Here is a 16,519-nt window from a genome sequence, read left to right as displayed (position 1 = left end):
GCTGAACTCCGCCTCGCGTGTTCCGGCGCCGATTGCCCCGCACGGCCATTGTCGCGCCGGCGAGGGCCGGGGGTGGTCCCCCGGGAAGGCACAGCGGCAGACACGGTACCGCCACGCCCGGCCCGTCAGCCGATGAGGACCACGTCCAGCTCGTCGCCCGGCTCGACCGTGGTGGTGTCCTCGGGGACCACGAGCAGGGCGTCCGCGTGCGCGAGGGCCGCGATCAGGTGGGAGCCGGTACCGCCCACCGGGGTGACGGTGCCGGCCCCGGCGTCGTACGTGCCGCGCAGGAACTGGCGCTTGCCGGGCGGCGACGAGAGCGGCGCGCCGGCGGCGAGGGCGGCACGCACGCGTGGCCGCTGGGTGTCCTCGACGTCCCCGAGGCCCATCAGGGCGCGGATCGCCGGCCGGACGAACAGCTCGAAGGACACGTACGACGAGACCGGGTTGCCGGGCAGGGCGAGGAGCGGGGTGTGCTCGGGGCCGATGGAGCCGAAGCCCTGCGGCTTGCCCGGCTGCATGGCGAGCTTGCGGAAGTCGATGCCGCTGCCCGGTTCGTCCTCGTCGCCCACCGAGGACAGGGCCTCCTTGACCACGTCGTAGGCGCCGACGCTGACCCCGCCGGTGGTGACCAGCAGGTCGGCGCGGATCAGCTGGTCCTCGATGGCGGCCCGCAGCGTCGTGGCGTCGTCGGTCACGGCGCCGACCCGGTAGGCGATGGCGCCCGCGTCGCGCGCGGCGGCCGCCAGGGCGAAGCTGTTGGAGTCGTAGATCCGGCCCTCGCCCAGCACCTCGCCGGGCTGGACCAGCTCGCTGCCGGTGGAGATCACGACCACCCGGGGGCGGGGGCGCACCCGCACGGCGCCGCGGCCGATCGCGGCGAGCAGGCCGATCTGCGGCGGGCCGAGCACCGTGCCGGCCTCCAGGGCGAGGTCGCCGGCCTGCACGTCGCTGCCCCGCGCGCGGACATGGGCGCGGGGCAGCGCCGGGCGGTGGACGCGGACCTCGCCGGTGGCGCCCTCGGGGGCGGCGCTCGCGGCCCGCATGCCGGTGGCGGGCGCGCCGCCGGTGCCGCCGTCGGTCCACTCGACCGGGACGACGGCCTCGGCGCCGGGCGGCAGCGGGGCGCCGGTCATGATGCGGGCGGCCTGGCCGGGGCCGACGGTGGGCAGTTCCCCGCTGCCCGCCGCCACGTCGCCGATGACCGTGAGCACCGCGGGGAACTCCTCGGTGGCTCCGGTGACATCCGCGACCCGTACCGCGTACCCGTCCATGGAGCTGTTGTCGAAGGGCGGCAGGGCGACGGGCACCATGACGTCCTCGACCAGGACACAGCCCTGGGCGTCGGGCAGCGGCAGCTCGATGGGGTCGAGCGGGTGGACCGCCTGGAGGATGTCCTCCAGGTGCTCGTCCACCGACCAGGTCGTACTCACAGTCCCTGCATCTCCTCGGTGACGTAACCGCGCAGCCAGTTCCGGAAGTCCGGTCCCAGATCCTCACGTTCGCACGCGAGTCTGACAATGGCCCGCAGGTAGTCCCCGCGGTCGCCGGTGTCATAGCGGCGCCCCTTGAAGACCACGCCGTGCACCGGCCCGCCCACCGACTCGTCGGCGGCGAGCTTCTGGAGGGCGTCGGTCAGCTGGATCTCCCCGCCCCGGCCGGGCTCGGTCTCGCGCAGTATGCCGAACACGGAGGCGTCGAGGACGTACCGGCCGATGACGGCGTAATTGCTGGGCGCCTCGGCCGGGTCGGGCTTCTCGACCAGGTTGGTCACCTTCACGACGTCGGCGTCGCCGGTGGGCTCCACGGCCGCGCAGCCGTAGAGGTGGATCTGGGACGGCTCGACCTCCATCAGGGCGACGACGCTGCCGCCCTCGCGCTCCTGGACCTCCACCATGCGCGCCAGCAGGGGGTCGCGCGGGTCGATGAGGTCGTCGCCGAGGAGGACGGCGAAGGGCTCGTTGCCGACGTGCGGGGCGGCGCACAGGACGGCGTGGCCGAGGCCCCGCGGGTCGCCCTGGCGGACGTAGTGCATCGTGGCGAGGTCGCTGGACTCCTGGACCTTGGCGAGGCGTTCCTGGTCGCCCTTCTTGATAAGGGCCTCTTCGAGCTCGTAGTTGCGGTCGAAGTGGTCCTCGAGGGGCCGCTTGTTGCGGCCGGTGATCATCAGCACGTCGGAGAGGCCGGCGCCGACGGCCTCCTCGACGACGTACTGGATGGCGGGCTTGTCGACCACAGGCAGCATCTCTTTGGGAGTGGCTTTGGTGGCCGGCAGGAACCTGGTGCCGAGGCCGGCGGCGGGGATGACAGCCTTGCTGATCCTGGGGTGCGACTCGTTCATGCGGAGCACCATATCCGGTCGGTATGCGATGAAGATGTGGGTCCGGCCGACTTCGCGCCCGTACGACCTGCTATGAGAAGTTTTGTGAGGTATTGATGACCGGCAACATGTCCGAAAAGGCTGCTTTGCGGCGTCAACTGCTGGCCGTGCGTGCCCTCCTGACCAGTGATGACGTCCAGAAGGCCGCCGCGGTTCTCGCGGACGCGGCCCTGAACCTGCCCGAGCTGCGCCGGGCCCGGACGGTCGCCGCGTACGTCTCCATGGGGAGCGAACCGGGCACGCGCGCGTTGCTCGACGCGCTGCACGCGCGGGGCGTCCGCGTGCTGCTGCCGGTCCTGCTGGAGGACAACGACCTCGACTGGGCGGCCTACGAGGGCACCGAGCGGCTCGTACGGGCCCGGCGCGGCCTCCTGGAGCCGGCGGGGCCCCGGCTGGGCGTGGACGCCGTCCTGGCGGCCGAAACGGTCCTCCTGCCCGGCCTGGCGGTGGACGCGCGGGGCATGCGGCTGGGCCGCGGCGGCGGCTCGTACGACCGGGTACTTGCCCGCGTCGTCCGGTCCGGGCTCGATCCGGCCCTGGTGGTGCTCCTGTACGCGAACGAGGTGGTCGCGCGGGTCCCGGAGGAACCGCACGACCACCCCGTCCACGCGGTGGTGACCCCGGAGGTCACCCTCCGCTTCCGTGCCTGAGGCCCGGCACCGGCCCCCGCCACCGGTGCCCGCTACGGCGTGAGCACGAGCCTGTCGACGGTCCTGGCGTCCACCGCCTGCTCGCGGTAGGCCCAGTCGATCAGCTCGCCCTTGGCCCACTTGTCCGTCTGGTCGGTGTAGTGGGCGTTGTAGGCGTGACCGGAGGCGCCGGTGAGGTTGATCCAGCGGGACTTGTCCCAGTCGCCGACGTTCACCACCATCCGCATCGAAGGCACCCACACGACCCCGTAGCCGCCGGCCGCGTTCCAGCCGGTGGCGTTGACCGCCGCCTCACCGCCGGACAGGTTCCACGGTCCCCGGTTGAGCAGGAACTGGATGAAGCCCGGCCCCTCGGTACCGAGGGTCTGGTTCTTCAGGGTCAGCTGGTGCAGCCGGCCCCAGCTCCAGCTGTTGACGTCCTTGCCGAGCTGGGAGGTCAGCTCCCAGCGGGCGTCCTCCATGGCGCGCTTCAGCAGCCCGTCCCGGGTGTCGGTGCCCTCGTGCGTCCGGCTGCGCGGCGACTGCCACCACTCGTTCTTCTCGTCCGCCAGGATCCGGCGGACCACCTCGTACCAGCGGTCGCCGCCGTCCGGCTGGGCGGTGTCGGAGTCGCGCTGGCCGCACTCCCGCACCAGCCGGTTCTGCTCGTCGACCGGTCCGGTGGAGTCGGCCGGGCGGACGTTGAGGCACTCGCCCTTCACCCGCAGCTCCTTGGGCAGCTTGTTGCCGAAGGCGAGCTTGAGGACGTTGCGCCACACGCCGTTGAAGTAGGCGGCCGCTCCGGAGTCCGCGTCCTGGGTGTAGTTCCAGCCCTCCAGGAGCCTCTGTGCCTCACGGACGTGCGGGTCGGAGATGTCGATCTTCAGCAGGTAGGGCGTCAGCAGCTTGGCGATCTCGCTGCTGTTGTCCATCTGCATGGTGCGCATGTCCTCGGTCGAGACCTTGGCCCCGTCCTTGGTCTTGGACTCCAGCAGGTCGTTGATGCGCTGGCTGCGCGACCCGTAGCCCCAGTCCCCGGTGAGCAGGTAGGGGTACTTCCCCGAGTCGACGACGGCCTGGTTGGCGGTCACGATGTAGCCGCGCTCGGGGTTCTCCTCGTAGGGCAGCTCGTCGAAGGGGACGTACGTCTTCTTCCAGGTGTACTTCTTGTCCCACCCGGGCGCCGGCATGGTGCCGTCGTGGCCCTTCTGGCGGACCGGGATCCTGCCGGGCGCCTGGTAGCCGATGTTGCCCTCGGCCCCCTTGGCGTCGGCGTAGATCAGGTTCTGCGAGGGCACCTCGAAGTCGCGGGCGGCTTCGCGGAACTGCGCGAAGTCGGTGGCCCGGTTCAGCTTGAACACGGCGTCCATGGACTTGCCCGGGTCGAGCGCGGTCCAGCGCAGGGCGACCGCGTAGCCGTCGCCGCGGTCCGGGGCGAGGGCGTCGACGGGAGCCTCGTCGCCGACCTTCTCCAGCTCGTTGCTGCGGTCGGACACCAGGGGGCCGTTGTTCGTCGACCGGACGGTGATGGTCCTGGGGCCCTCACCGGCGATCTTGATGACCTCCTTGCGGGTGACGAAGGGGATCTCCTTCTTGTCGAACTCGTACCCGCTGTCGGTGATCTTCTCCAGGTACAGGTCGCTGACGTCCGCGCCCAGGTTGGTGAAGCCCCAGGCGATGTCCTGGTTGTGGCCGATGACCACGCCGGGCATCCCCGAGAACGTGTAGCCCGACACGTCGTAACGGCACTTGTCCGAGACGGAGCGGCAGTGCAGGCCCATCTGGTACCAGAGCGAGGGCAGCTGGGGCGCCAGGTGCGGGTCGTTGGCCAGCAGCGGCTTGCCGGTCGTCGTGTACTTGCCCGAGACGACCCAGGAGTTGGACCCGATGCCGTTGCCGTTGGGGCCGAGCAGGGCCGGGATCTTCTCCAGCGAGGCGGACAGTGCCGAGAGCTGGGACTGGAGGCCCTGGGCGGCGCCCTGGGCGGTGCCGGCGCCGGTGCCGTCGCCCTGGCCGGTGCTCTGGCCGGTGCCGTCGCCCTGACCGGTCCCGTCGCCCTGGCCGGCGCTCTGACCGGTCCCGTCGCCCTGGCCGGTGCTCTGGCCGGTGCTCTGGCCGGTGCCGTCGCCCTGGCCGTCGTCCGTGTCCGCGTCCTGGCCGCCGCTCCGCGCGGAGGGGTCGAACTTCCCGGTGGCCTCGTCGACGCCGCCCTTGTCGACGATCGGGCGGTGCAGGTCGTACGGGTACGCCGGGTACAGGTCCTTGATCTGCTGCTCGCTGAGCCTGCTGGTCATCAGCGAACGGTCGATCTCCTCCTGCATGTTGCCGCGCAGGTCCCAGGCCATGGCCTTGAGCCAGGCCACGGAGTCGACGGGCGTCCACGGCTCGATCGCGTAGTCGTTGCCGAAGGCGAGGGCGGCGTACTCGACCGAGATGTCACGGCCCTCCTTGCCCTTCAGGTAGGCGTTGACGCCGTCCGCGTACGCCTGGAGGTTCTTCTTGGTGTCGGGCGACAGGAGCTTGTCGTACTCCTCCTGCGCCACCCGGTGCCAGCCCAGGGTGCGCAGGAACGCGTCGGTCTCGACCTGCTCCTTGCCGAACATCTCGGACAGGCGCCCGGCCGTCATGTGCCGGCGGACGTCCATCTCCCAGAACCGGTCCTGCGCCTGGACGTAGCCCTGGGCGCGGAAGAGGTCCTCGTCGGTGGAGGCGTAGATCTGGGGGACGCCGTAGTCGTCCCGTTTCACGTCGACGGGCCCGGAGAGGCCGTCGAGCTTGAGGGTGCCGGTGGTCTGCGGGAAGGGGGCGCGCACGGTGCTGACGCCCCAGTAGGCGCCGTAGCCGACTCCCGCGACCAGCGCCAGCACCAGGGCGATCACGAGCAGACGGGCGCGTCGCCCCTTCTTCTTGGTGGAAGCGGCGGTGGTGTTGGCGGGCATCGCTGTCCTTCGAGGCGCAGGCTGGTCCTGGAGTGCTGGAGCAACCATAGGCGCAGCGCCCGCCCGGCCCGGACGCGGTGTCAGTAAAGGGACCCCCTCCCGGGGACCCGGCACGGGCGCCACGGGCCCGGGACCCGGCATCAAGGAAGCGTTAATGATTAGGTAAGGTAACGAAGTACCGCTGCTGCAACGCTCCGGCGCGCACATGAGGAAAGGGTCGGCCCACTGACTGTCCACCAGCTCAACGAACTCCTGTTCATCTGCTCGCTCGTGCTGCTCGTCGCCGTCGCGGCGGTGCGGATCTCCTCCCGGAGCGGGCTCCCCAGCCTGCTGCTGTACCTCGGGATCGGGGTCGCCATCGGGCAGGACGGGATCGGCAACGTCCACTTCGACAATGCCGAACTGACCCAGGTGATCGGCTATGCCGCGCTTGTGGTGATCCTGGCCGAGGGCGGTCTGGGGACCAAGTGGAAGGAGATCAAACCCGCGTTGCCCATGGCGGCCGTCCTGTCGACCGCCGGCGTCGCGGTGAGCGTGGGGGTCACGGCCGCGGCGGCGCACTACTGGGTGGGCCTGGAGTGGCGGCAGGCCCTGATCATCGGCGCGGTCGTCTCCTCGACGGACGCCGCCGCCGTCTTCTCCGTCCTGCGCAAGGTGCCGCTCCCCGCGCGCGTGACCGGCACCCTGGAGGCCGAGTCCGGGTTCAACGACGCACCCGTCCTGATCCTGGTGGTGGCCTTCTCGACGACCGGCCCGGTCGCCCACTGGTACACGCTGCTCGGCACGATCGCGCTGGAGCTGGCCATCGGCGCGGCCATCGGACTGCTGGTCGGCCTCCTGGGCTCGTTCGGGCTGCGGCACGTGGCCCTGCCCGCCTCCGGCCTGTACCCGATCGCCGTCATGGCCATCGCCGTGGTGGCGTACGCGGCCGGCGCCATGGCGCACGGCAGCGGCTTCCTCGCGGTCTACCTGGCCTCGGTGATCCTGGGCAACGCCAGGCTGCCGCACGCCCCCGCCAACCGCGGATTCGCCGAGGGCCTGGGCTGGATCGCCCAGATCGGCATGTTCGTCCTGCTCGGTCTGCTGGTGACCCCGCACGAACTGATCGACGACTTCTGGCCGGCGGTGATGGTCGGGCTGGCCCTGACGGCGGTGGCCAGGCCGCTCTCCGTCTTCCTGAGCCTGCTGCCGTTCCGCGTGCCCTGGCAGGAGCAGACCCTGATGTCCTGGGCGGGACTGCGGGGCGCGGTGCCCGTCATCCTGGCGACCATCCCCATGGTGTCCGGCATCGAGGGCAGCGAGAAGGTCTTCAACATCGTCTTCGTGCTCGTCGTCGTGTACACGCTGGTGCAGGGCCCGACCCTGCCCTGGCTGGCCAAGGCGCTGCGGCTGGGCGACTCGGCCGGGGCCGCCGACCTCGGCGTCGAGTCGGCCCCACTGGAGCGGCTGCGCGGGCACCTGTTGTCGGTGGCCATCCCGGAGGGGTCCCGGATGCACGGCGTGGAGGTCGCGGAGCTGCGGCTGCCCCCCGGGGCGGCCGTCACCCTCGTCGTACGGGACGACAAGAGCTTCGTGCCGTCGCCGACGACCGTCCTGCGGCGCGGCGACGAGCTGCTGGTGGTGGCGACGGACCCGGTCCGCGACGCCGCCGAGCGGCGCCTGCGGGCGGTGGGCCAGGGCGGCAAGCTGGCCGGCTGGCTGGGCACGGGCGGGGACGCCGGGCGGTGAGGACGGCCGGCCGGGCCGGTACGGAAGCGGGGCACGCCAGGGCGGGACGAAGCGGAAGGTGAACGTCCGGTTAATCGGAGGTGAGGCATTCGCGTATCGGCCATTTCACAGCTGCCACTCCCGTTCCGCCCTGTATCATGAAGGCACACTGATCGACCAACTCTGCCTGACGCAGAGCTGGCGCGACCGTATGGCGGCCGTGACGCTCCCCCGTAGTGGAGCCCGGCATCTACCGCAGTTCCGCGCAAGAGGACAGCTCTCGGCGGCTCCCGACACCCAGGGGAGCGCTACCAGGCGGCAGAAAGGCACGGGCCGTGCCCTCCGCTGTAGACACAGCCACGGTCACCACCCCGGACGGCGCTCGGCGTCCCGGTTACGGACAGCTCCTGCGCACACCCGGCGCGTGGACGTTCCTGCTCCCCGGGTTCGCCGCGCGGCAGCCCTTCGCGATGCTGACCATCGGCATCGTCCTGCTGGTGCAGCACACCACCGGTTCGTACGGCAGCGCCGGCGCCGTCGCCGCGTTCACCGGCGTCTCCATGGCGCTGTTCGCACCGCAGAGCGGCAAGCTCGCCGACCGCTTCGGCCAGCGCGCCGTACTGGTCCCGGGCGTCCTGCTGCACACCGTCTCCGTGTCGGCCCTGACGGCGCTCGCGCTGGCGGACGCCCCCCTGTGGGCGCTGTTCGCCGCCGCGGTGCCCACCGGCGCCTCGGTGCCGCAGGTCGGGCCCATGGTGCGGTCCCGCTGGGCCGCCAAGCTGGAGGGCTCGCCGCTGATGTCCACGGCCGCGGCCTTCGAATCCGTGACGGACGAGTTCACGTTCGTGGTCGGTCCCGTCCTCGCCACCGCGCTGTGCACCGGCGTCCACCCGGCCGCCGGCCTGATCGCCGAGGCGACGCTGACGCTGGCCGGCGGGCTGCTCTTCGCCGCCCAGCGCCGCACCCAGCCCGCGCACGGCCTGTCCGCCGGACACACGCGCGTGGAGCGGGTCTCCGCGCTGTCGGTGCCCGGCGTACGGGTCCTCGCGATCGCCTTCCTCGGCATCGGCTCCGTCTTCGGCGGCATGCAGGTCTCGCTGACCGCGTTCACCGAGGAGATCGGACAGCCGGGCATGAACGGCCTGTTGTACGGGCTCTTCGCCGCGGGCAACATGCTGGCCGGCATCGCCGTCGGCGCCATCGCCTGGAAGTCCGGCCCCCGCCGCCGTCTGATCCTCGGCTACACGGGCCTGACCATCGCCGCGTCGCTGCTGTGGTCCGCGCACTCCGCGGTGCTGCTCGGCGCGCTCGGCCTGGTCGTGGGCCTGTGCATCGCCCCGGCCCTGATCACCGGCTACACACTGGTCGAGTCGCTGGTGCCGGCGTCCGCCCGCACCGAGGCGTTCACCTGGCTGACGGGAGCCGTGGCTCTGGGCCAGGCGGCCGCCGTGACGGTGGCCGGCCAGCTCGCGGACGGGTACGGCGCGAGCACCGGTTTCCTGGTCCCGCTGGCCGGTACCGCCATGGCGCTGGCCACCCTGGTGGCGCTGCGGTCGCGGCTCGCGCCGCGTCCGGCGACCCGGACCGTGGCACGTGGCGTCGGTCACCGCGTACCCGTCACGGTGGACTGATCCCGCGGAATACGTCAGTATGGTCTGTCGTTAGCACTCAATGAGTGAGAGTGCCAGGAGGAAGACAAGTGCCGACCTACCAGTACCAGTGCACCGAGTGCGGCGAGGGCCTCGAGGCGGTGCAGAAGTTCACCGATGACGCCCTGACCGAGTGCCCGAACTGCCAGGGACGCCTGAAGAAGGTGTTCTCGGCCGTCGGCATTGTCTTCAAGGGCTCCGGCTTCTACCGCAACGACAGCCGTGGCGCGTCGTCGAGCAGCTCGCCCGCGTCGAAGCCGGGCTCCTCGGCCTCGACGAGCTCGTCCGGCTCCGCGTCGAGCTCCTCTTCGGGCTCCTCGTCGTCGGACTCCAAGCCCGCCACGTCCAGCGCGGCCGGAAGCTCCAGCTCCGCCGCCTGACCCGGCTCTCCCCGGACCCTGCCGTTCCCTACGGCGGGGTCCTCGGCGTATCCGGCCCCCGTTAGGGTGAGCCGCATGGCGAACGCAGCGAAGGCAGGCAACGGCACCGGCGGCGACGGCGGTGCGGGGGGTGGCAGCGGTGACGGCGGCCGTCGGGGGGACGGTGCCGGTCTGCGGGCGGACATCGGCGTCATCGGCGGTTCCGGCTTCTACTCCTTCCTGGAGGACGTCACCGAGGTCCCGGTGACCACCCCGTACGGCAGTCCCAGCGACTCGCTGTTCTTCGGCGAGCTGGCCGGGCGCCGGGTGGTCTTCCTGCCCCGGCACGGGCGCGGCCACCACCTGCCGCCCCACCGCATCAACTACCGGGCCAACCTGTGGGCCCTGCGCTCGGTGGGCGTGCGCCAGATCCTCGGACCGTGCGCGGTGGGCGGTCTGCGACCCCAGTACGGGCCCGGCACGCTGCTGGTCCCCGACCAGCTGGTGGACCGGACGAAGAACCGCGTCCAGACCTACTTCGACGGGGAGCCGCTGCCGGACGGGACCGTGCCGAACGTGGTGCACACCTCGTTCGCCGACCCGTACTGCCCCGACGGGCGCAAGGTGGCCCTGGCCGCGGCGCAGGGACGTGGCTGGGAGGCGGTGGACGGCGGGACGATGGTCGTCGTGGAGGGCCCCCGCTTCTCCACGCGCGCCGAGTCGCGGTGGCACGCCGCGATGGGCTGGTCGGTGGTCGGCATGACCGGGCACCCCGAGGCCTACCTCGCTCGTGAGCTGGGGCTCTGCTACACGTCGATGGCGCTGGTGACGGACCTGGACGCGGGCGCCGAGACCGGCGAGGGCGTCTCGCACACCGAGGTGCTGCGGGTCTTCGGCGAGAACGTGGGCCGGCTGCGGGAGGTGCTCTTCGACGCGGTCGCGGGGCTGCCCGAGACGGAAAGCCGCGCCTGCCTGTGCACCCACGCGCACGACGGCTGGGACCTGGGCATCGAACTGCCGTGACCGTCCGGCGGCCACCGTGCCCGGCGGGTGCGGTGGCGACCGGACCGGGTGCCTGGGGCGGGCGGGTGCGGTGGCGACCGGACCGGGTGCCTGGGGCGGGCGGGTGCGGTGACGGCCGGACCGGGGCCGCCGGGGGCACGCGGGTGCGGTGACGGCCGGACCGGGGCCGCCGGGGGCACGCGGGTGCGGTGGCGACCGGACCGGTGCCTGGGGCGGGCGGGTGCGGTGACGGGCCAACGGGGCGGGCGACCCGGCGGGTTGCCCCTCCGGCGGGTGACGGGCTTTTCCCCATCGCCGGGGTTGTCCACAGGCCCGAGCGGGATCGGCGCGGGCACGGGATCGTGAGGGCGTCGGCGGACAGCCGGCGAGTTGATGCCCGGTCCCGGTCCCTCAGGCAGGCGGTGGTCGCCATGACGTCCCGTTCCCCCTCCTCACCCTCTCCCGCTTTCCCCTCCTCACCCTCTCCCGGTCTTCCGCCCTCGTCCTCTCCCGCTCCCCCGCCCTGCTCTCCGCCGTACTCCGCGACACCGTCCGCCGCTCCGCCGATCGGCTTCCCGGGCGCGCGGGGGATCGCGATGCCGGTGCCGGAGACGCAGGGGGTGCCGCAGTTCGCGCCGCTGCGGGTGCGCGGCGGGCGGCACCGGTTGCGCCGGGCCGTGCGGCGCCGGCGGCGTGCGATGGCGGCGGGGCTCGCCATGACGGCGGCGGCGCTGGCCGCCTCCGCCCCCGGGTCCCGCGGCCCCGCCGAGGCCGACCGGCCGCAGGCCGCCGCGGCCCCGGAGCGGGAGCGGAAGCCGGTCGAGATGGTGGCCGCCCCGGTACGGATCGCCGACGGCGCGACGGTACGGCTGCTGCGGCCCGGCGACCGCGTCGACGTGATCGCGTCGCCGCCCCCGCCGCCGTCGGACGGGGAGCGCGGCGCCCGCGTGGTGGCCCGGGGCGCCCGCGTGGAGAAGGTGCCGCACGGGCAGGACAGGTCGCCGGACGGCGGCGCGCTCGTGGTGCTGTCCGTCCCGCGGGCCGTCGCCGCCGAGCTGGCCGGCGCGGGTACGACGTCCCGTCTGGCGGTGACGTTGTGCTGAGCCGGCCCGCGGCGGTCGCCCGCCGTCGTACGGAGGACCTGGGACGTCACCTGTCCGTGTGTAGGGATTGGACGGTTACGCGCGGTGCGCGGCGTAATGGCTCAGCCCACCGCACACGCGACGAAAGGCACCATGGTGAGCCAGGAGAAGAACCAGAACCTGCTGGAGGGCTTCAAGGCCTTCCTCCTGCGCGGGAACGTGATCGACCTGGCGGTCGCGGTGGTGATCGGCGCCGCCTTCACCAACATCGTCAACGCGATCGTCAAGGGAGTGATCAGCCCGGTCGTCGGCGCGTTCGGCACCAAGAACCTGGAGAGTTACCGGTCCTGCCTGAAGAGCCCGTGCCAGGTGAACGACAGCGGCGAGGTCGTCCAGGGCATCGCGATCCTGTGGGGCTCGGTGCTCAGTGCCACGCTCAGCTTCCTGATCACCGCGGCCATCGTCTACTTCCTGATGGTGCTGCCGATGGCCCGGTACCTGGCCCGCCGGGCGGCCCTGCAGAAGGAGAGGCAGGGCGTGGAGGAGACCCTGGAGGTCACGGAGCTGGAGCTGCTGAAGGACATCCGGGACGCCCTGGTCGCCCAGCGGGGAGCCGGGCGCGACGCCTCGTGAGCACGCCGGCTCAAAGGTGGTGCGGCGGCTTCTCGTCCAGGAAGCGTGCGAGGTCGGCCGCGCTGTCGCCGGCCGGAGGCCGCTCGCCCCACCCACGGTCCGTATCGTCCGCGGACGGCTGGTCCAGCGGATCGTCGAAGATCAGCGCCGGTGTCCTCTTCCTGGGACCCGCCGGGACACGGGGACTGTCCGGACCGTTGTGGTCCGCGTCCTCGCTGTCCGGGCCTTGCGTGTTCTTCTGGTTGTTCGGGTTCTGCGGGTTGTTCTTCTCGTCCTCCGGCGCCGATGCGGTCTTCGCAGCACGCGGTCCGGGGGCGGGGGCGGTCCTCATGCTCCCAGCGTACGCCGGTCCTCAGCGGTCGTCGGGGGCGAGTGACCGCTCCGGCCGCCGACGGGAGCCGGCGCCCGGTCCGGAACCGGTGCCCCGGCTGCGCGGGGACCCGGTCATGGGTGCGGACCCGGGTCGCCCGTGGGGGCGGGGGCCCTGCCGGGTGCCGGCGCGGGGTGCGCCGGGTCGTCCGTGGGGGTGGGCGGGGTGCTGAGGCCGGAGTCGTCATCGGGGTCGCCGGTGGGAGCGGGCGGGGCGTCCGGGATCGGCTCACCCGTGGGCGCGGGCGCCTCGCGAGGAGCCGGCTCGCCCCCGGGGGCGGGCGGGCCGGAGGAGGCCGGGTCCGCCGGAGCGGGGGCGTCGCGAGGGGCCGGGGGTTCGGTGGGCTCGGTCACGCGGCCACCGTAGAGGCTTACGGGACGGTTCGCCCGTTGTGGGGACTTCGGGGGTCACCGCGTCCCACGGACGGCTCCCGGCGGTGGCAGCTCTGCTGTCCTGGGGGGATGACCACTCCTCCCCGCCCCCCGCGGCCCATGCGGCCCCTGGTGTCACGCCGTCGCGACGAGACGCACCGCGCCGCCACGCCCCTGGAGCTGTTCTTCGACCTGTGCTTCGTCGTGGCGGTCGCCCAGGCGGGCGTCCAGTTGGTGCACGCCGTCGCCGAGGGGCATGCCGGGGACGGCATCGCCCGGTACGCCATGGTCTTCTTCGCCATCTGGTGGGCGTGGATGAACTTCACCTGGTTCGCCTCGGCGTACGACAACGACGACGCCCTCTACCGGGTGGTGACCCTCGTCCAGATCGCCGGGGTCCTGATCCTGGCCGCCGGGGTGTCCCGGGCGTTCGAGGAGCAGGACTTCCTCCTCGTGTGGCTCGGCTACGTGGTGATGCGGCTCGCCCTCGCCTCGCAGTGGCTGCGCGCCGCCCGGTCGGCGACCGGACCGGAACGGACCATGGCGCTTCGGTACGCGGCCGGAGTGACACTGTGCCAGGTCGGGTGGACGGCCCTGGTGCCGGCGCCCGAGGAGGCCCGACCGTGGATCTTCCTGGCCCTGGTGGTGGCCGAGCTCGCCGTACCGCCGCTCGCCGAGCGGGACTTCACCTCCAGCTGGCACGCCCACCACATCGCCGAGCGGTACGGGCTGTTCACCATCATCGTGCTCGGCGAGACCATCGCGGCGGCGACCGTCGCCGTGCGGACGGGCGTCGAGGAGCACGACGCGCTGGGCGACCTGCTGCCGGTCGCGGCCGGCGGGCTGCTGCTGATCTTCGCGGCGTGGTGGATCTACTTCGTCGTCCCTGTCCACCAGCGGCTGCTGTCCAACCGGCAGGCGTTCCTGTGGGGCTACGGCCACTACCTGATCCTGGCGTCGGCGGCGGCGATCGGCGCGGGCATCGAGGTCGCGGTCGAGCAGGCGGTCGGCAAGGCGCACCTGTCGGCGACCGCCGCGACGGCCGCGGTGACGCTCCCGGCGGCGCTGTTCCTGCTCGTGGTGTGGATGCTGCACTCGCGCCACTTCAAGTTCGGGATCGCGCAGCAGTTGGTGCTGCCGTGCGCCGCGCTCGGGATCCTGCTCTGCACGTTCGCGGGGCGCTGGGGCGTCCTCGCGGCCGGGCTCGTGGCGGCGGCGGCCGTCGCGGTCGGAGTCGCGCTCACCGCCGGTACCGAGCGTGGTACGCAAGGGGGATGACTGACGCACTGACGGATGTGACCGGCCTGCGGGTCGGCCACGCGCGCGTACCGGGCGACAACGCGCTCAGCGGCACCACGGTGATCCTCGCGCCCGAGGGCGGGGCGGTCGCCGCCGTGGACGTCCGGGGCGGCGGGCCCGGCACCCGGGAGACGGACGCGCTCGACCCGCGCAATCTGGTCCAGCGGATCGAGGCGATCGTCCTGACGGGCGGCAGCGCGTACGGGCTGGAGGCGGCGGCCGGGGTGATGGCCTGGCTGGAGGAGCGCGGCCGGGGCGTGCGGGTCGGCCCCGACCCGTCGCACGTGGTGCCGGTGGTCCCCGCGGCGTGCCTGTTCGACCTCGGGCGCGGCGGCGACTGGAAGGCCCGCCCGGACGCCTCGACCGGGCGCGCGGCGGTGGAGGCGGCGGCCGCGACGGGCCCGCGCGCGCCCGTGGAGTGCGGTTCCGTCGGTGCCGGGACCGGGGCGGTGATCGGCGGGATGAAGGGCGGGGTCGGTACGGCCGGCACGGTGCTGGCGTCCGGGATCACCGTCGGCGCGCTGGTCGTGGCCAACGCGGTGGGCTCGGCGGTCGATCCGCTGACCGGCGCGCTGTACGGGGCGTACGGCGACGGTTTGGTCACGCTCCCGGACCCGGAGGTGCACGCGGCGGCGGCACGGCGGCTGGCCGAGGCGCTGGAGCGCAACGACTGGCCGCCGCTGAACACCACGCTCGCGGTGGTCGGTACGGACGCGGAGCTGACCCGCGCGCAGGCGCAGAAGCTGGCGGGGACGGCGCACGACGGGATCGCGCGCGCCGTCCGGCCGGTGCACCTGCTCAACGACGGCGACACCGTGTTCACGCTCGCGACGGGTGCGCGCCCGCTCCCGGACACCGGGGGACCGCTGGCGCTGAACGAGGTGCTGGCGGCCGGGGCCACGGTCGTGACCAGGGCGATCGTCCGCGCGGTGCGGGCGGCGACGTCGGTGTCGGGGCCGGGCGGCGCCTACCCCGCGTACCGGGACCTGTACCGGCTCGACTGAGGCCCCGCGGGGCGGAGTCGGGCGGGGCGCGCGGGAACCCGGGCCGCGCGCCCCTCGTTTTGTGGAAGTCGGACGCGTTGTCAGACCCAGGCACTACCTTAAGCAAGCATCGAGTGACACGCGGCGACGGCCTGGAGACCCCTCTTGAACGTTCCGAACGACGAGACGACCGAGATGCACGCCGAGCGCCTCCTGGGGCGGGCGCTCAACTCCTTCGACCTGCCCGACGCGCTGGTCGAGCGACTGGACTCCGCGCTGGCGCACGCCAGTTCGCTGCACTCGTCGCACCACAGCGCGGCGCTCCACCGGGTGACGTACCGGCATACGTACCTGCTCGCCGACGGATCGTCGCTGACGCTCTGGGAACTGGTGCACAACACCGGGCGGGACGGTCGCGAGCAGCACGAGCTGTACGCGGACGAGACCGACGTACGGCTCGCCGCCTCCCGCCTGCCGGCCGGCCTCCCCGATCCGGAGGACGACCTGGACGTCGACCTGGACGCGGACCTGGAGCTGCTGGGCGCGTTACTGACCCGGCCGGTGGCCCCGGCCCCGGTGGTGTACGAGCCGGACGACTCGGCGGACCACGCGCGCCGGGTGCTGCGCCGCGCGGAGAACGCGGACCGGCCGGGCGAGGCGGTGGCGGCGCGGCTGCGGGGCGCGTTCGCGCACCACATCAAGCAGGTCTTCGGCCGGCAGTGCGCCGTGGCCGGCAAGGACGCCGGGTTCACGCTGTACGAGCACGCGTTCCTGCTGATGGACGGCAGCGAGATGAGCGTCTGGGAGGTGGAGCACACGGCGACACCGGACGGCCGGCACATGTGCGAGGTGTACGAGGACGAGCACGCCGCGCGCGAAGCCATGGAGCTCCGCGCGCGGGTGCGGGGTCGCGTGCGCTGACGGGTGCGCCGGCCGCGCCCCGCCTCCGAATCCCTACACCCTGGCGCCGGTCGCCCGCACCGACGGAACCGCCCGGCTGCGGGACGACCTGAGGGGCCTCCCCCGGGCCGCCCTCCGTTACCCCTGTCGGAAGCCGGCGAATGTGCCGCCTCAGGAAGAGAGCAGGGGCAGCGGTCAGCACGCCGGCGAAAGATG

Annotated in this window: 15 protein-coding genes; 10 read left to right on the top strand and 5 right to left on the bottom strand. The window is 72.9% G+C overall.

The annotated features are described in order from the left end of the window. Positions 1–125: 125 nt before the first annotated feature. Together glp and galU are read right to left on the bottom strand one after the other, a co-directional pair. A complete protein-coding gene (gene glp / locus IE109_RS09950) occupies positions 126–1,433 on the bottom strand; it encodes a molybdotransferase-like divisome protein Glp (RefSeq protein WP_229890840.1) in 1,308 nt (435 codons plus the stop codon). Next, a complete protein-coding gene (galU, locus tag IE109_RS09945; protein ID WP_189550410.1) occupies positions 1,430–2,341 on the bottom strand; it encodes a UTP--glucose-1-phosphate uridylyltransferase GalU in 912 nt (303 codons plus the stop codon). Before galU ends, glp begins: the two co-directional genes overlap by 4 nt. 95 nt (positions 2,342–2,436) lie before the next feature. Between galU and IE109_RS09940 the strand changes: the two genes are divergently transcribed. Continuing rightward, complete coding sequence (locus IE109_RS09940) at positions 2,437–3,030, top strand: 5-formyltetrahydrofolate cyclo-ligase (protein ID WP_189550409.1); 594 nt, start codon at positions 2,437–2,439, stop codon at positions 3,028–3,030. Between the two features lie 32 nt (positions 3,031–3,062). On the opposite strand, the gene IE109_RS09935 is transcribed toward IE109_RS09940, so the two are convergent. Continuing rightward, on the bottom strand, positions 3,063–5,948 hold the full coding sequence (locus IE109_RS09935; protein WP_189550408.1) for a penicillin acylase family protein: 2,886 nt from the start codon (positions 5,946–5,948) through the stop codon (positions 3,063–3,065). A 270-nt stretch (positions 5,949–6,218) separates the two neighbouring features. Here IE109_RS09935 and IE109_RS09930 point away from each other — a divergent pair, with 270 nt between their 5' ends. From IE109_RS09930 to IE109_RS09905, 6 genes are all read left to right on the top strand, one after another. Beyond that, on the top strand, positions 6,219–7,676 hold the full coding sequence (locus IE109_RS09930) for a potassium/proton antiporter (RefSeq protein ID WP_373297675.1): 1,458 nt from the start codon (positions 6,219–6,221) through the stop codon (positions 7,674–7,676). A gap of 314 nt (positions 7,677–7,990) precedes the next feature. Next, positions 7,991–9,286 carry an MFS transporter gene (locus IE109_RS09925; protein WP_189550407.1) on the top strand — a complete coding sequence of 432 codons (1,296 nt, stop codon included), beginning with the start codon at positions 7,991–7,993 and terminating at the stop codon, positions 9,284–9,286. A gap of 68 nt (positions 9,287–9,354) precedes the next feature. Then, positions 9,355–9,684: an FmdB family zinc ribbon protein gene (locus IE109_RS09920; protein WP_189550406.1), complete on the top strand. Its 330-nt coding sequence runs from the start codon at positions 9,355–9,357 to the stop codon at positions 9,682–9,684. 75 nt (positions 9,685–9,759) lie between these two features. Further along, positions 9,760–10,686: an S-methyl-5'-thioadenosine phosphorylase gene (locus IE109_RS09915; RefSeq protein WP_189550405.1), complete on the top strand. Its 927-nt coding sequence runs from the start codon at positions 9,760–9,762 to the stop codon at positions 10,684–10,686. A gap of 575 nt (positions 10,687–11,261) precedes the next feature. Then, positions 11,262–11,768 (top strand): hypothetical protein, encoded by a 507-nt coding sequence (locus IE109_RS09910; RefSeq protein ID WP_229890838.1) that lies wholly within the window; start codon positions 11,262–11,264, stop codon positions 11,766–11,768. Positions 11,769–11,900: 132 nt separating this feature from the next. Then, entirely contained in the window at positions 11,901–12,380 is a 480-nt protein-coding gene (locus IE109_RS09905) for a large conductance mechanosensitive channel protein MscL (RefSeq protein ID WP_189550403.1), read from the top strand. Between the two features lie 10 nt (positions 12,381–12,390). Here IE109_RS09905 and IE109_RS09900 read toward each other — a convergent pair whose 3' ends face one another. Next, complete coding sequence (locus IE109_RS09900; protein WP_189550402.1) at positions 12,391–12,711, bottom strand: hypothetical protein; 321 nt, start codon at positions 12,709–12,711, stop codon at positions 12,391–12,393. Between the two features lie 113 nt (positions 12,712–12,824). Continuing rightward, positions 12,825–13,103, bottom strand: coding sequence for a hypothetical protein (locus tag IE109_RS09895; protein ID WP_189550401.1), 279 nt, complete (start codon positions 13,101–13,103; stop codon positions 12,825–12,827). 108 nt (positions 13,104–13,211) lie between these two features. Here IE109_RS09895 and IE109_RS09890 point away from each other — a divergent pair, with 108 nt between their 5' ends. The 3 genes from IE109_RS09890 (at position 13,212) to IE109_RS09880 (ending at position 16,324) form a co-directional block, all read left to right on the top strand. Further along, positions 13,212–14,399: a low temperature requirement protein A gene (locus IE109_RS09890; RefSeq protein WP_189550400.1), complete on the top strand. Its 1,188-nt coding sequence runs from the start codon at positions 13,212–13,214 to the stop codon at positions 14,397–14,399. Beyond that, positions 14,396–15,424, top strand: coding sequence for a P1 family peptidase (locus IE109_RS09885; RefSeq protein WP_189550399.1), 1,029 nt, complete (start codon positions 14,396–14,398; stop codon positions 15,422–15,424). The genes IE109_RS09890 and IE109_RS09885 overlap by 4 nt, the downstream gene beginning before the upstream one ends. Before the next feature lie 174 nt (positions 15,425–15,598). Continuing rightward, on the top strand, positions 15,599–16,324 hold the full coding sequence (locus tag IE109_RS09880) for a DUF6227 family protein (protein WP_373297679.1): 726 nt from the start codon (positions 15,599–15,601) through the stop codon (positions 16,322–16,324). Positions 16,325–16,519: the final 195 nt, after the last annotated feature.

Source organism: Streptomyces lavendofoliae (assembly GCF_014649735.1).
Lineage (GTDB): Bacteria > Actinomycetota > Actinomycetes > Streptomycetales > Streptomycetaceae > Streptomyces > Streptomyces lavendofoliae.
This window is presented reverse-complemented; position numbering and strand designations above follow the sequence as displayed.

What these genes read in the sequence shown, in the direction of transcription:
- IE109_RS09890 (WP_189550400.1), top strand. Translation starts at nt 13,212, where the DNA reads ATGACCACTCCTCCCCGCCCCCCGCGGCCCATGCGGCCCCTGGTGTCA.
- IE109_RS09905 (WP_189550403.1), top strand. Translation starts at nt 11,901, where the DNA reads ATGGTGAGCCAGGAGAAGAACCAGAACCTGCTGGAGGGCTTCAAGGCC.
- IE109_RS09935 (WP_189550408.1), bottom strand. Translation starts at nt 5,948, where the DNA reads ATGCCCGCCAACACCACCGCCGCTTCCACCAAGAAGAAGGGGCGACGC.
- IE109_RS09885 (WP_189550399.1), top strand. Translation starts at nt 14,396, where the DNA reads ATGACTGACGCACTGACGGATGTGACCGGCCTGCGGGTCGGCCACGCG.
- IE109_RS09940 (WP_189550409.1), top strand. Translation starts at nt 2,437, where the DNA reads ATGACCGGCAACATGTCCGAAAAGGCTGCTTTGCGGCGTCAACTGCTG.
- IE109_RS09900 (WP_189550402.1), bottom strand. Translation starts at nt 12,711, where the DNA reads ATGAGGACCGCCCCCGCCCCCGGACCGCGTGCTGCGAAGACCGCATCG.
- IE109_RS09915 (WP_189550405.1), top strand. Translation starts at nt 9,760, where the DNA reads ATGGCGAACGCAGCGAAGGCAGGCAACGGCACCGGCGGCGACGGCGGT.
- IE109_RS09880 (WP_373297679.1), top strand. Translation starts at nt 15,599, where the DNA reads ATGCACGCCGAGCGCCTCCTGGGGCGGGCGCTCAACTCCTTCGACCTG.
- galU (WP_189550410.1), bottom strand. Translation starts at nt 2,341, where the DNA reads ATGAACGAGTCGCACCCCAGGATCAGCAAGGCTGTCATCCCCGCCGCC.
- IE109_RS09910 (WP_229890838.1), top strand. Translation starts at nt 11,262, where the DNA reads ATGCCGGTGCCGGAGACGCAGGGGGTGCCGCAGTTCGCGCCGCTGCGG.